A 13,760-nucleotide genomic window follows, 5' to 3' on the forward strand; every position below is an offset into this window, starting at 1 on the left:
TCCCAGGCTGGACGCAGGTTCGTCGGAGCCGGCCCGACAAATCTAGGACGCATGACGACAGAAGCCATGCAGACCGCGGGCAGCACGGACGCAGAGGAGGTCTCCGCGACGACTGTAGTGCTGGACGTGGTCGTCCCGGTATACAACGAAGAGGCAGGCCTCGAGACGTGCGTGCGGCGCCTGCGCCGGCATTTACGCACGCAGGTGCCATTCTCTGCACGAATTACCATCGCGGACAACGCCAGTGTCGACGGCACGTTGGCACTCGCCCGTTCCCTCGCCGAAGAATTCGACGACGTCCGGGTCGTCCACCTGGATGCGAAGGGTCGTGGTCGAGCATTGCGGCAGGTATGGAGCGACTCCGATGCCGACGTGGTCGCGTACATGGACGTCGACCTCTCGACCGACCTCAACGCCCTGATGCCGTTGATTGCTCCGTTGCTCTCCGGACACTCGGACATCGCCATCGGTTCCCGGCTGGCACGATCGTCCCGCGTGGTGCGCGGCCCCAAGCGTGAGTTCATCTCACGTAGCTACAACCTCATCCTCCGAAGCGCACTGCATGCTCGCTTCTCCGACGCCCAGTGCGGATTCAAAGCCATGCGCGTCGATGTTGCACGGCAACTACTTCCGCTGGTGGAGGACACCGGGTGGTTCTTCGATACCGAATTGCTGGTGCTGGCCGAGCGAGCGGGCATGCGGATTCACGAGGTCCCTGTCGACTGGGTGGACGACCCGGACAGTCGGGTGGACATCATCGCCACGGCAGTTGCCGACCTCAAAGGTGTGGTCCGTGTCGGGCGAGCACTGTCTACCGGTTCCCTTCCATTGGCCGAGCTCAGGGCAAGTTTCGGACGTGAACCGTTGGTTCCCGGAGTTCCACGAGGAATGGTCGGGCAGCTCTCACGCTTTGCCGTGGTGGGAGTCATTTCGACGCTCGCGTACGCGCTGCTCTACCTCGCTCTGCACTCGATCATGGGTGCGCAGTGGGCCAACGCCGTCGCATTGCTGGTGACCGCGGTATTCAACACCGCCGCCAACCGGGCCTTCACCTTCGGGATCCGAGGGTCGGAAGGATCCGCTCGTCACCAGATGCAGGGCCTGCTCGTGTTCGGGTTCGGTCTACTGCTCACCAGCGGATCGTTGTTCGTGCTCGACGTCATGGCGCCCGACGCTTCCAAGCACGTGGAGCTTGCCGTACTCGTCATCGCCAATCTTGTTGCCACAGTCAGTCGATTCATCGCACTGCGCTGGGTGTTTCGCACCGCACAATCCGTAGGAGCCAATCGATGACCGCCACTGCAGAGACACTCGCCGCGCCGCTGCCGGCGCCGGAACCGCAACGTCAGGTGCGCTGGGAACCGTGGGCACTGGGAGTGTTGTTGGTGGGCACCGGAGTCGCCTACATCTGGGGCCTGGGTGCGTCCGGATGGGCCAACTCGTTCTATGCCGCTGCGGTACAGGCAGGTTCGGTGTCGTGGAAGGCTTTCTTCTTCGGCTCCTCGGACGCTGCAAACTCGATCACCGTCGACAAGCCGCCCATGTCCCTGTGGTTGATGTCGCTGTCGGTTCGCATCTTCGGACTCAATTCCTGGGCGATGTTGGTGCCGCAGGCACTCCTCGGGGTCGGATCGGTTGCACTGTTGTGGGGAACGGTTCGACGGTATTTCGGTGCGGCCGCCGGCCTCCTCGCGGGCCTGGTACTTGCGCTCACACCCGTAGCGGCGCTGATGTTCCGGTTCAACAACCCGGATGCTCTGCTGGTGCTCCTGATGATCGCAGCAGTGTGGGCGATGATGCGCGCCGTGCAGGACGGCCGCACCCGCTGGCTCGTGTTGGTCGGTATCTTCTGCGGATTCGGTTTCCTGACAAAGCAATTACAGGTCATGTTGGTGGTTCCACCGCTGGCGCTCACCTATCTGATCGCCGGACCGCCGAAACTGGGTAAGCGCGTACTCCAACTGTTCGCGGCACTGGGCGGACTGATCGTCTCCGCCGGAGGGTGGTTGGCAATCGTCGAACTGTGGCCGGCCGACTCGCGTCCGTGGATCGGTGGTTCACAGAACAATTCGATTCTCGAACTGACGCTCGGCTACAACGGGCTCGGACGCTTGAGCGGCAACGAGACCGGAAGCGTCGGCGGCGGCGGAATGCGCGGTGCTGGTGATGCTGCGGCCGGCGCTGCTGCGGGCGGTTTCCCCGGCATGGGCGAGGCCGCAGGTGGTATGGCCGGGGGAGGTATGGCACCAGGTGGTGGGGCCGGCGGTGGTATGTGGGGGAGTACCGGCATTACCCGACTGTTCGAATCGGCCCAGGGCGGACAGATCGCCTGGTTGATTCCTGCTGCACTGATACTTCTGGTGGCTGGAATCGTGCTGCGAGGCAAGGCACCCCGCGCTGACACACAGCGTGCGTCATTCATCGTCTGGGGGCTCTGGCTGTTGGTGACCGGACTGACCTTCAGTTTCATGGCGGGAATCTTCCACGCCTACTACACCGTTGCGCTGGCGCCGGCGATCGCCGCACTGATCGGTTCAGGATCGGTAGTGGCGTGGCGTCATCGTGACGTCCTCTGGGTTCGCATCATTCTGGCGGTGTCCTTGGCCGCAACCGTCGCGATGGCGTGGGTACTGCTCGGACGCTCGCCTACGTTCGTACCGTGGCTTCGCTGGACCATTCTGGTGGTCGGCATCGTCAGTGCCGTGGCAGTGCTGATTCCGGCAGTGACGCGAGGTCGATTGGCTGTGGCAGTGATTCTCGCAGCGATCTTCACCGGTCTGGCAGGTCCGACTGCATACGCGATCGACACGATCAACACTCCGCATACCGGTTCCATAGTTTCGGCCGGACCGAGCGTCGAAGGTGGAATGGGTGGGCCCGGCGGTGGCCGCGGAGGCTTCGGTGGATTCGGTGGCACGGCTGATGGCGGTAACCGTCGGACTGACGGGGCTGGGACCGGAATGCCGGGCACGCCCCCTGTAGGAATGGGTCAGATGCCCGGTGGTGCAACAGTTCCGGGCGGTACCACGCCGACCACCGACGGAACGCGGGGCGCAATGGGAGGCGGTGCCGGTGGTCTACTGCAGGGCAGCACGCCGGGAGCCGCTGTTGTGTCCACACTCGAAGAGAACTCCGACCAGTTCACGTGGGTAGCCGCGGCAATCGGGTCCAACAGCGCATCGGGTTATCAGCTTGCGACGCAGTCACCGGTCATGGCTATCGGAGGGTTCAACGGGAGCGATCCGTCGCCGACGCTCGCGCAGTTCCAGCAGTACGTGGCAGAGGGCAAGATTCACTTCTTCATCGCCGGCGGTGGGATGGGTGGCGGTATGAACGCCGAAGGCACCGCTACCGCTATCTCGACGTGGGTGACCGAAAACTTCACCGCCACAACGGTGGACGGAGTAACCCTCTACGACTTGACGGTTGCAGGCTGACCATAATGAACGCACGCCAGGTCCGCATCGGAGGTGCTTCCTCCGATGCGGACCTGGCGTGAAGTTGTATGCCTGAGGTTCGTCCTCAGGTTTTGAAGGTGGTGTTCGCCGGCCGCGGTTGCTGGCCGGGGTCGATCGAGGGTGGTGGGATGAACCAGGGTTTGTTGTCGGCGCCGATGCGGATTTCCCATTTCCCGACGAACCCGGATTTGCGGTGCATCAGCCGGTGGTGCGAACGGCACAGCAGGACCAGGTTGTTCATCACCGTCGGGCCGCCGTTCGCCCAGTGCCGGATATGGTGCGCATCAGTCCAGGCCGGTACACATGTGCAGCCGGGGAACGCGCAGCCTCTGTCCCGGGCGATCAACGCCACTCGCTGTTCGGCGGTGACCAATCGTTTTCCTGGTTGCGCATCCAACGGCGCGCCGTGACTGTCGAGCAGGACGGTGGACAGGAAACAATCACAGCCGAGGAGTCTGGTCTGCGACACGGACAGTGGTCCGAGCCAGGGCATGTGCCCGACATCGAGATCCGACTGAGACTCTTCACCATCAGCAGTGGAGGGTGTTGCGGCGCAGTCACGGTGCTCAGCGAGATCACGCGCGTTGATGTGCACGTTCACGTGCGGGCGTTGGCCACCATCGGTACCGGTTTTCGCGCAGTCCAGGTAACGGCGGATCAGTTCGGTGAACCCGTCCGCCGTGCGCTTCGCCGTCGACCGAGCATCCGGGGTTCCATCGGGTGCCGGGGTGGGCATCGTCAGATTCGACAACGCCGACAACAACATTTCACCGGTGAGGGCGTCGAAATCCCCACGCACCACCACCCGACCGTTCAATGTCGACGCGATCCGCAACTCGTTCCGGTCGACATCTTCGGCGGGTGGAATCTCATCCGATTCGAACAACCGCTCCAAGGTCGCGATCACGTTCCGCACCTTCGTCGTCGTCGCCTCCACACCCGACGCAGCCGCAAGCAGTAGGTCGATACAGCGAGGGAGCGCGGCGTCTGGCATGCCCTTCGGTGGTGACTCGCAGAACGCCACGATCAACACGGCATGATCGAAGGAGCAGTCCCCGCCATCGAACCGAGCAGCCACCGCCGGAAACGGCCGCAAAGCCGCACCCAATGCGGCGATCTTCTTCCCGTCCCGAACCTGCAGCATGGTGTTGGCCGCCAACCACGCACCCGTCCCGCGGCTGGCGATCACCTGATCATCCGGGCGCAACGAGAGTTCGTCGACCACAGCCACTCGAACGGCTTCCAGGCGCAGAATCTCCGCACTCGCCTCGACAGCAGCAGCGCGCAACTCGGCAGCAGTCAACCGCCACAGGCGTCCGCGTAACTCCACCGCAGAACCAGACACCACATCCGACAACAAGACACTCATTGAATCCCCCGATCCCCTGCCCAAATCATACTCGAACATACGTTCGGGTCAAGGGTCGATTTCGCAGGGGCTAAGCGCTGATACTGTCGAGGTCGTGGACCACGTCGCAGCAGGCGCCGAGTAATTCGCGATCATGGCTGATGAGTAATACACCGACGCCGGTTTCGGCGGCGCGACTCTCGATCAACCGAATGAGCGCGGCCGTCGTGGCGGCGTCGAGCATCGCCGTCGCCTCGTCACAGATGAGGTATTTCGGTTGTTGCGCCAGCGATCTCGCCAGGCAGGCGCGCTGTAGTTGGCCGTCGCTCACCTGGTGTGGTCTGCGCGACAAGAGATCGGGAGTGAGGCCCACTTCTGCTGCCAGCGCGGCCACATCGATTGACCTACTGGCAATGTCACCGGGTTGGCCGATGATCGAGGCGAGCGTCTGCCGAGGGTCGGTCGATGCGCGAGGTGACTGAAACAGCATGGACACCGTGCCGCGTAGTGCCGCGGGTACCGAGAATTTGGTACCCACAACGGGTGATCCGTCGATCCGCACTTCGCCTGACCACGGTGCATCCAGCGAAGCGAGAATCCTTGCAAGTGTTGATTTTCCGGTGCCCGAAGGCCCGGTCAGGCCGATCAGCTTTCCCGACGGAATCTCGAGCGAGACGTTCTCGAGAACTGGCCGGTTGCGACGGTAACCGCTGGTGATTCCCAGAGCTTGCAGACTCATGTCAGCCCACCTTCCGCAGCGTTCGGTACGTGCGGTCACCCAACGTGACCAGTTCGGTCGGGCCACCGGATTGTTTCGACTCCGGGCGTCGTAGGTGATAGACGCACTCCTCGGGGAGATCGGTGAGTTGCGGTGGCGATCCCGGCATGGGAGTCAAACCTCTGGAAGGTAAGGCGCCGAGAAGGTCTCGGGTGTAATCGTGAAGCGGATCTTTGAACACCAGCGCGGCCGGACCGGTCTCCATGATGCGTGATGCGTACATGACGGCAAGTCGATCAGCGACACCGCTGCGGGTGAGGGATGCCAGGTCATGGGTGATGAGCAGGACCGCCGCTCCGGCGTCCGCGCACTCTCGAAGTAATCCCACGACGTGGTCGGTGAGTTCGCGGTCGAGGTTGGCGGTGGGTTCGTCTGCGACGATCACCGACGGATTCCCGGCCAGCGCACCGGCAATGGCCACGCGTTGCGCCATGCCGCCCGACAGTTCGTGCGGGTAGCAGTCCAGGGCCGACGGTTCGAGTCCGACGCGAAGTGCCAAGGCATCGCAAGTGTGATCGCTGCCGAGTGCGTCGATCGTCTCCTGTAGTTGCGATCGCGCAGTGCGGACAGGGGTGAGATGTGTTGCGGCGGATTGTGGAACGAGAGCCACGTGCCGCCCACGGAACGCGGTGCCGGAGAAGACGTCGATCTCGAGGTCCGGTGTTCCGACGGTGACCGTTCCGGTTCGAGAAGCATTCGGCGGCAACATGTTCATGACCGAGGTGGCGATGATCGACTTGCCACACCCCGATTCCCCGACAAGTGCGGTCACCGTGCCGGCTGGAACGTCGAGGTCGATGTCGCTCGCAGCGTGAACTACCGATCCTCCGAGTAGAGGGATCCTGACGGTGAGAGATTCGATGCGCAGGCCGTGGTTCACAGTCGCAACTCCGAAGGTCGAGGGGGCGTGAGCATCGACCGCAGGGCCGAACCGGCGACGGCAACTGCGACGGTGGCGATCACGAGAACTGCGGCGGGGAATACCAGCGTCCACCAACCGCCGAGGAGCAGAGAACTGCGTGCCTCTTCGAGAAGCGTCCCGAGACTGGGCTTGTGCGGGGGAAGGCCGAATCCCAGGAAGGACAACGTCGATTCGTGCCAGACGGCGTGGGGCAGCAGGAGAACGACTGCGATCCAAGCCTGTGGCGCCGTCGCCGGCACGAGGTGGCGCATGATCACGTGACGTCGACTTGCTCCCGCGAGAATGGCGGCGTCGATGTAGGGACGCTCGCGCAGACTCAAGATCTCGGAGCGGATGATCCGGGCCACTTGGGTCCAGTGGGTCAGTGCGATCGAAAGCACGATGGCGGCAATGCTTCCACGGAACATCGCGACGATGACGATGCCGAGCAACAGGTGGGGGAGTGCGTTGACGGCATCGGTGCCGCGCATGACGAACCTGTCCACCCAGCCACCGACCAGTCCGGCCGTAGTGCCGACGGCGACGCCGATCACCGTGGCGAGCAGCGCGCAGGCGAGTGCGATCAGAAGTGAGGTTCTGATGCCTGCAGCTATGCGCACGAATAGATCTCGGCCCGCCGAGTCAGTTCCGAACGGGTGATCGAACGACGGAGCCAGGCGAGCTGCCGAGAAGTCTGTGACTCGGTCGTCGACGTCGGCCAACCATGGGACCAACGCCGCGTACAGCGCCACGAGGATCAGCACGCCGACGGCGATCTTGAAGCGTCGTTCAGCCATCGGTACTCACTCTCGGGTCGAGTACTGCAACGAGGACGTCGGCAATCAGTGAGCCGAGCATGACCGTCAATGTCGTACCGACGGTGAGGAACGCGAGCAGTGCCATGTCGAGGTCACGGGCTGACGAGACGATGGCGCCGGCGATCCCTGGCCAACTGAAGACCTCTTCCACCAGCACTGCCCCGACTATCAGCTCGGGCAGTCGCACGCCGACGATGTTCACGAAAGGCGCCAGTGAGGTCGGCAGTATGTGGCGTTTCGTGATGGTCGGCGCCGGGATTCCGCGTGCTACGGCGCCCGCGACAAATCCCTCACTTTTCGAACCCACGACGGATTCTCGGACCGCGAGTAGGAGCCACGGCATCTGCGAGATGGAAAGGACCGTCACCGGTAGGACCAAGTGCCGGATCACCTGTCCCGGTGTGGGATCGGCACCCCCGTCGGTCAACCCGGCGACCGGGAGCCAGCCGAGAGTCAACGCGAAGAGCGCGATGGCACCCAGCGACAAGACAAACGGCGGAAGTCCTTGGACCACGACGCTCAGCCCGGACACGGTCTTGTCCAAGAATCCTCCACTGCGTATTCCGGCGAGAACACCGAGTGTCAGCGAGGCGAGAATCGCGATGAGGAGTGAGATACCGACCAGCAGCAGGGTCCATGGCAGACGCTCGGAGATAACTTGGGAAACAGGCTGATTGAACGATCTGGAGATCCCGAGATCACCGGTGAACACGCCCTGGAGCCAATTCCAGTACGTGCTGTACCAGGGGTTGTCGAAACCCATCTGATCGGCGATCAACGCTTTGTCCGCGTCGCTGGTCGTCATGTATCGCGTGCCCAGGTAGCCGACAAGTGGATCGAACGGTGAGACCGCGGCGGCGGCAAAGAGTCCCGCGGACACCACGGCGATCACCGGCACGATGAACAACGCCCGCCGACCGACCATCGTGAGGATGGCCTTTCGGCGGGAGTTGCCACGGTGGTCGAGCGATTGCCGCGCGTCTACCCGAACGTCGACCGCTGTCATTGCCCTCTGGCCCACGTCTGCAGTGACCACCACGGGCCCCAGGTCACACCGTGTGAGTGTGGCTCGAGTACAGGTCCGGACATCTGCCAGTCGGAATCCTTCGAAACGTACGTATGGTCGAGGAATACGAGGATGACAAATCCGGGATCCTCGACGTACGCCTGCTGCACGTCGCGATACGCGGCGTCACGCGTTGCCTGATCCAGGCTGCGGCGTCCTACTTCCAGGCCTGCGTCGACTGCTGGATTGGAGTAGTCGCTGGCGTTGTCGTAGATGCTGCCGACCCCGGGCGCTATGTACTTCGAGTTCAGCGCGTCGTACGCCTGTGTGTCTGGATCGAAAGGTTCGTCTCCACCACCGAGAAGCGTCGAATCCTGGTTGATTCGAGGGTCTATGCGGTCCCAGGAGAGCGCTTCGAGATCCACCTCGATGCCGACAGCGAGAGCATCGGAGGCAAATGCCTGAGCGAGATCACGTCGAACGGTGTCGACGGAGTTGTACATGATCGTGAACTGCGCCCGCTGACCGTCTTTCGAACGGATTCCGTCGGCACCTTCGATCCAGCCCGCTTCGGTGAGAATTCGCTCGGCCTCGGCCGGGTCGTAGGCGAAGGTTGCGTTCGGGTTGTACGAATCGCCGTAGACCTCGGGGATCGGAGTGGCGGCGACGCGGCCGTGGCCGCCCAGGACGTTGTCGATCATCGACTGGCGATCGGCGGCGAGGTTGAGCGCCATCCGTACGGCTTTGTCGCCTGCCACGGGATTGTTCGTCGGAAGTGAGAGACCGCGCCAGTCCGCTGACTGATGGGCAGTCACCGACATGTTGTCTTTGCCCGAGAACGTATTGGCAAGCAGTGGAGGGAGATTGGTTCCGTCGATCTCGCCGGACACCATACGTTGGGCGCGGGTGTTGTCGTCCGGAACGTAGAGGAGAGTGAGCTTCTTGATCTCCGGTGCACCGTCCCAGTAGTTCTCGTTCGCCTCGAAGACCGCTCGATCCGGTGAGAGATCGACGAGTGTGTACGGACCCGTACCGACAGGCGCGGTGTTCAACGGCGATTCGGCGGCAAGTCCGGGTGTCGCGAGGGATTCCGACGGGACCATGCCGATCAGCATCTTCGTCAGCAGGGGCGCATACGAGTAGGCGAGACGAAACTCGACTGTGCTGTCGTCGACGGCCACGACGTCGCTGATCATGTCGTACGACGACCGCGCTTCGGAGGCGGAAGCCGGATCGAGGATCGCCTTGTACGTGGCAACCACGTCGTCGGCGTCGAAGGTCGATCCGTCGGAGAAGGTGACGCCGTCGCGGAGTTTGACCGTCCAGACTGTCGCGTCGGCATTGGCAGTGGGCATCTCCGCGGCCAGAGACGGCTCGAATCCCGGCATGCCGGTCCCTCCGGTGAGCCGGACGAGGCCGTCGTACATCTTGGCCTCACCGGCAGCGCCGAAGCCTGCGACCGGGTTGTAGCCGCCCAGCTCGTAGCCGTCGGCCAAGACCAGGCCGTCGCTGTTGCCCGAGGAGTCGGTGCCAGTCGGGCTACTGCACGACGTGATCAGAAGTGCGCCGATTGCGGCGGTTGCGGTGAGCGTCAGAACGCCTGGTTTGTGGAGTTTCACGGGTGTCCTTTCCTTGGTGGACAGGTGTACGAAAACATCTGTTCACCTATTCAGGTATTCATATGATCTCATCTCGAAACGGATATTTCGCACAAAGGCCGAACGCTGGGACCTTGGCCCCGCCAGTGGCACTCCGAGAGCCCTGTTATCGCAGGCCGTAGTCTGTTCACCGTGCGCGTACTAGTAATCGGCTCCGGAGCCCGTGAACATGCCCTCCTTCTCTCTCTTGCTCGCGATCCAGGTGTCACGGCCCTGATCTGCGCGCCTGGCAATGCCGGGATCGCAAAAATCGCCGAGCAGCACCCCATCGACGTCGCTTCGGGTGACGCGGTTACCGCGCTGGCCCAGAAGGTCGAAGCCGACCTCGTCGTCATCGGACCCGAGGTTCCGCTGGTCCTCGGTGTCGCAGACGCGGTGCGCGCAGCAGGTATCGCCTGCTTCGGGCCTTCGGCCGACGCCGCCCGCATCGAGGGATCGAAGGCTTTCGCCAAGGACGTGATGGCTGTCGCCGGCGTCAAGACCGCTCACAGCGAGATCGTCGACAATCCGGCCAAGCTCGACGAAGCACTCGACCGCTTCGGTCCCAACTGGGTGGTCAAGGACGACGGACTGGCCGCGGGTAAGGGCGTAGTCGTCACGACGGATCGTCTCGCCGCGCGCGATCATGCCGCAGAACTGCTCGAGACCGGACACCCGGTTCTCCTCGAGTCCTTCCTCGACGGTCCGGAAGTTTCGCTCTTCTGCCTCGTCGACGGCGAAACTGTGATCCCGCTGCTCCCGGCTCAGGACCACAAGCGAGTAGGCGACGGAGACTCCGGACCCAACACCGGCGGCATGGGCGCGTACACCCCATTGCCGTGGCTGCCCGACGAGATGGTCACGCAGATCGTCGACGACGTCGTCAAGCCTGTCGCTGCCGAGTTGGTCGCGCGCGGTAGCAGTTTCTCCGGCCTTCTCTACGCCGGTCTGGCGATCGGTGTCGACGGCCCGGCCGTCGTCGAATTCAACTGCCGGTTCGGTGACCCCGAAACTCAGGCCGTGCTTGCTCTCCTCGAAACGCCGCTGGGCGGTCTACTCAATGCGGCCTCGACCGGAACACTCGATTCGGTCGGTCCGTTGCAGTGGCGCGACGGTTCCGCTGTCACGGTCGTGATTGCCGCGGAGAACTACCCGTCAACCCCACGCACCGGCGACGTGATCACCGGAGCCGACGCCGACGGAGTCCTGCACGCCGGTACCAAGAAGCGTGAAGACGGTGCCGTCGTCTCGGCCGGCGGGCGTGTGCTGAGTGTTGTCGGAGTGGGCAAGGATCTGACCGAAGCTCGCGACGACGCCTACGCAAAGATCGCCGACGTCAAGCTTCCCGGCGGTCATTTCCGCAAGGACATCGGACTCGGCGCCGTCGAAGGTCGCATCTCAATTCCCTGACTCGTTCTTTCGGAGGGCCGGTGAACTTTCTGTTCATCGGCCCTTTTCATGGAAAATCAACGGTTCCTCGAAGTTACCCACGAGTATGGACTTCTCGTTCGGTTTCTCCCGGTATATCTCAGCGCGGGGGTCACGGAAAGAGAAGGGCACACTTGAGCATTCGCGCTGGATCCAACGAACGGCACGCACGTACCAATTCCACGCTCTCGCGTAGAAACTTCTTGGCAGCAACAGGATTAGCTGTGGGGGCCGCCGCACTCTCGTCCTCGTGGACCACGGCGGCCGCTGCGCCCAGACGAGCATTGAACGACGGTGACCGTGTCCCCGCGCTCGTGATCGGCAGTGGATACGGCGGTGCCGTTGCGGCACTTCGCCTGACACAGGCCGGTATCGACACGCACATGGTCGAGATGGGGAAGTCGTGGACCACACCAGGGTCCGACGGCAAGATCTTCTGCCCGATGCTCTCGCCCGACGGTCGGTCCTTCTGGCTCAGAGACCGTACAGTTCAACCGGTTTCACACTTCTCTGGCGGCTCGGTGGACAAGAACATCAGCCGCTACGTCGGTGTTCTCGACGCCGAGGACTTCGGCGGGATCAAGGTCTACCAGGGCCGAGGGGTCGGCGGTGGGTCGCTGGTCAACGGCGGTATGGCCGTCACACCCAAGCGTAACTACTTCGAAGAGATCCTGCCCGGTGTCGATTCCAACGAGATGTACTCGACGTATTTCCCGCGCGCGAACGCTGCGCTCGGAGTCAACAACATCGACCCGGCCTGGTTCGAATCGACCGAGTACTACAAGTTCGCGCGGACGGGGCGAAAGACCGCTGAGAGATCCGGTTACACAACAACGTTCGTGCCGAATGTCTACGACTTCAACTACATGAAGCAGGAAGCTGCCGGCCAGGTCACCAAGTCTGCTCTGGTCAGTGAGGTCATCTACGGCAACAATGCCGGAAAGAAATCTCTGGACAAGACGTACCTCGCTGCGGCATCCGCCACCGGCAAGCTCACCATTTCAGCTCTGCACGTCGTGACCTCGGTTGCCCCGGCCGCGACCGGCGGTGGCTATCAAGTGGTGATGAACCAGATCAACGAGCAGGGCAATACCGTCGGCACCAAGACAGTGACGGCGGACAAGGTCTTCTTCGCGGCCGGCAGTATCGGGACCAGCAAGCTCCTGGTCGCGATGAAAGCGCAAGGGCAGCTGGCGAATTTGCCGGGTGCAGTTGGACAGGAATGGGGTCACAACGGCAACGTGATGGTGGGCCGCGCCAATCACATGTGGGACGCCACCGGTGCGAAGCAGTCCGCGATCCCCGTGATGGGTATCGACAACTGGGCCGACACATCCGCTCCCGTCTTTGCGGAAATCGCACCCTTCCCGGCCGGTACCGAACTGTGGGTCAGCCTGTACTTGGCGATTGCCAAGAATCCGCAACGTGCTCAGTTCCAATTCAACTCGGCAACAGGCAAAGTCGGATTGAACTGGCAGCGCTCGCAGAACCAGCCGTCGATCGACATGGCGAAGAAGCTCTTCGACAAGATCAACAAGAAGGAAGGCACGATCTACCGGACCGACCTCTTCGGCCCGACGCAGACGTGGGGCGATCAGTTGACGTACCACCCCCTCGGCGGTTGTGTGCTCGGCAAGGCGACCGACGGCTACGGTCGTCTGCCGGAGTACCCGGGTCTGTACGTCATGGACGGATCCCTCGTACCGGGCAATGTGGGAGTCAATCCGTTCGTCACCATCACCGCTCTGGCCGAACGGAATATCGAGAACATCATTGCGAACGACATGAACTAGGGCGGTAACTCGTCAGCAGGTGCGGTGCGGTGCGGCAGGTGCTGCACCGCACCGCTTCTGTATGCCCGGAGTGTCACCGCGGTGCGTGATCTCGCAATGATCGATTGACTCGGTCGAGGATACCGACGGCAGTGGTCAATGTGTCGAGGTCGCCCTCGTCGAGGGCCGCCAATTCTTCGGCGAGAACGCCGATGCGTAGTTCGGATCGACGGTCTCGTCGCGCGCTTCGCTCGTCCTTCACGAAAAGTGTGCTCACTCGGCCGTCCGTGGGATCGGGTCGCCGCTCGATCAGGTCTTTGTCGGAGAGGATGCGCACCAGCGTGCTGACGGTGTTCGGGCGTCTGGAGAGGCGATCGGCCACGGCCCCGATGCGAGTGCCCGGATGGTGTGCGACATCGTGAAGTACTTCGGATTGTGCCTCTGGCAGAGTCGCGTCGGTACCCGACGTATCCATGTATTCCCGCAGCGCTCGACGCAATTCGAACGCCGCAGCGATGAGTGATCTCGATGCTTCTTCCGCGGTGGGCACGCGATCGGAGTAGCGATCGACCTCGTGTGATCCACGCCCTGGAACTGTATCTGACACAGATATA

At 62.8% G+C, this 13,760-nt stretch carries 11 protein-coding genes; 4 read left to right on the plus strand and 7 right to left on the minus strand.

Features of this window, described 5'->3' with window-relative positions; translation table 11 throughout:
* Positions 1–51 precede the first annotated feature (51 nt).
* A complete protein-coding gene (locus AOT96_RS15380) occupies positions 52–1,293 on the plus strand; it encodes a glycosyltransferase (RefSeq protein WP_007734387.1) in 1,242 nt (413 codons plus the stop codon).
* Positions 1,290–3,437 (plus strand): glycosyltransferase family 39 protein, encoded by a 2,148-nt coding sequence (locus tag AOT96_RS15385; RefSeq protein ID WP_065351971.1) that lies wholly within the window; start codon positions 1,290–1,292, stop codon positions 3,435–3,437. The genes AOT96_RS15380 and AOT96_RS15385 overlap by 4 nt, the downstream gene beginning before the upstream one ends.
* An 85-nt stretch (positions 3,438–3,522) precedes the next feature.
* Here the strand turns inward: AOT96_RS15385 and AOT96_RS15390 are convergent, their stop codons facing one another.
* The 6 genes from AOT96_RS15390 to AOT96_RS15415 form a co-directional block, all read right to left on the minus strand.
* Positions 3,523–4,827: an HNH endonuclease signature motif containing protein gene (locus tag AOT96_RS15390; RefSeq protein ID WP_065351972.1), complete on the minus strand. Its 1,305-nt coding sequence runs from the start codon at positions 4,825–4,827 to the stop codon at positions 3,523–3,525.
* A gap of 70 nt (positions 4,828–4,897) precedes the next feature.
* Positions 4,898–5,545, minus strand: a complete 648-nt coding sequence (locus tag AOT96_RS15395) for an ABC transporter ATP-binding protein (RefSeq protein WP_003945821.1) — start codon at positions 5,543–5,545, stop codon at positions 4,898–4,900.
* A gap of 1 nt (position 5,546) precedes the next feature.
* Positions 5,547–6,464 (minus strand): oligopeptide/dipeptide ABC transporter ATP-binding protein, encoded by a 918-nt coding sequence (locus tag AOT96_RS15400; RefSeq protein ID WP_065351973.1) that lies wholly within the window; start codon positions 6,462–6,464, stop codon positions 5,547–5,549.
* Complete coding sequence (locus tag AOT96_RS15405; protein ID WP_063314982.1) at positions 6,461–7,282, minus strand: ABC transporter permease; 822 nt, start codon at positions 7,280–7,282, stop codon at positions 6,461–6,463. The genes AOT96_RS15400 and AOT96_RS15405 overlap by 4 nt, the downstream gene beginning before the upstream one ends.
* Positions 7,275–8,309 carry an ABC transporter permease gene (locus tag AOT96_RS15410; RefSeq protein ID WP_083197708.1) on the minus strand — a complete coding sequence of 345 codons (1,035 nt, stop codon included), beginning with the start codon at positions 8,307–8,309 and terminating at the stop codon, positions 7,275–7,277. The genes AOT96_RS15405 and AOT96_RS15410 overlap by 8 nt, the downstream gene beginning before the upstream one ends.
* Entirely contained in the window at positions 8,306–9,928 is a 1,623-nt protein-coding gene (locus tag AOT96_RS15415; RefSeq protein ID WP_054188023.1) for an ABC transporter substrate-binding protein, read from the minus strand. The genes AOT96_RS15410 and AOT96_RS15415 overlap by 4 nt, the downstream gene beginning before the upstream one ends.
* Positions 9,929–10,099: 171 nt before the next feature.
* On the opposite strand from AOT96_RS15415, the gene purD reads away from it, so the two are divergent.
* Together purD and AOT96_RS15425 are read left to right on the plus strand one after the other, a co-directional pair.
* On the plus strand, positions 10,100–11,356 hold the full coding sequence (gene purD, locus AOT96_RS15420) for a phosphoribosylamine--glycine ligase (protein WP_007734401.1): 1,257 nt from the start codon (positions 10,100–10,102) through the stop codon (positions 11,354–11,356).
* A gap of 242 nt (positions 11,357–11,598) precedes the next feature.
* Positions 11,599–13,167 (plus strand): GMC oxidoreductase, encoded by a 1,569-nt coding sequence (locus AOT96_RS15425; protein WP_007734403.1) that lies wholly within the window; start codon positions 11,599–11,601, stop codon positions 13,165–13,167.
* Between the two features lie 73 nt (positions 13,168–13,240).
* On the opposite strand, the gene AOT96_RS15430 is transcribed toward AOT96_RS15425, so the two are convergent.
* Positions 13,241–13,753, minus strand: a complete 513-nt coding sequence (locus AOT96_RS15430; protein WP_231917207.1) for a MarR family winged helix-turn-helix transcriptional regulator — start codon at positions 13,751–13,753, stop codon at positions 13,241–13,243.
* Positions 13,754–13,760 lie beyond the last annotated feature (7 nt).

Origin of the sequence: Rhodococcus sp. 008 (genome assembly GCF_001682295.1) — a bacterium.
GTDB classification, from domain to species: Bacteria; Actinomycetota; Actinomycetes; order Mycobacteriales; family Mycobacteriaceae; genus Rhodococcus_F; species Rhodococcus_F qingshengii.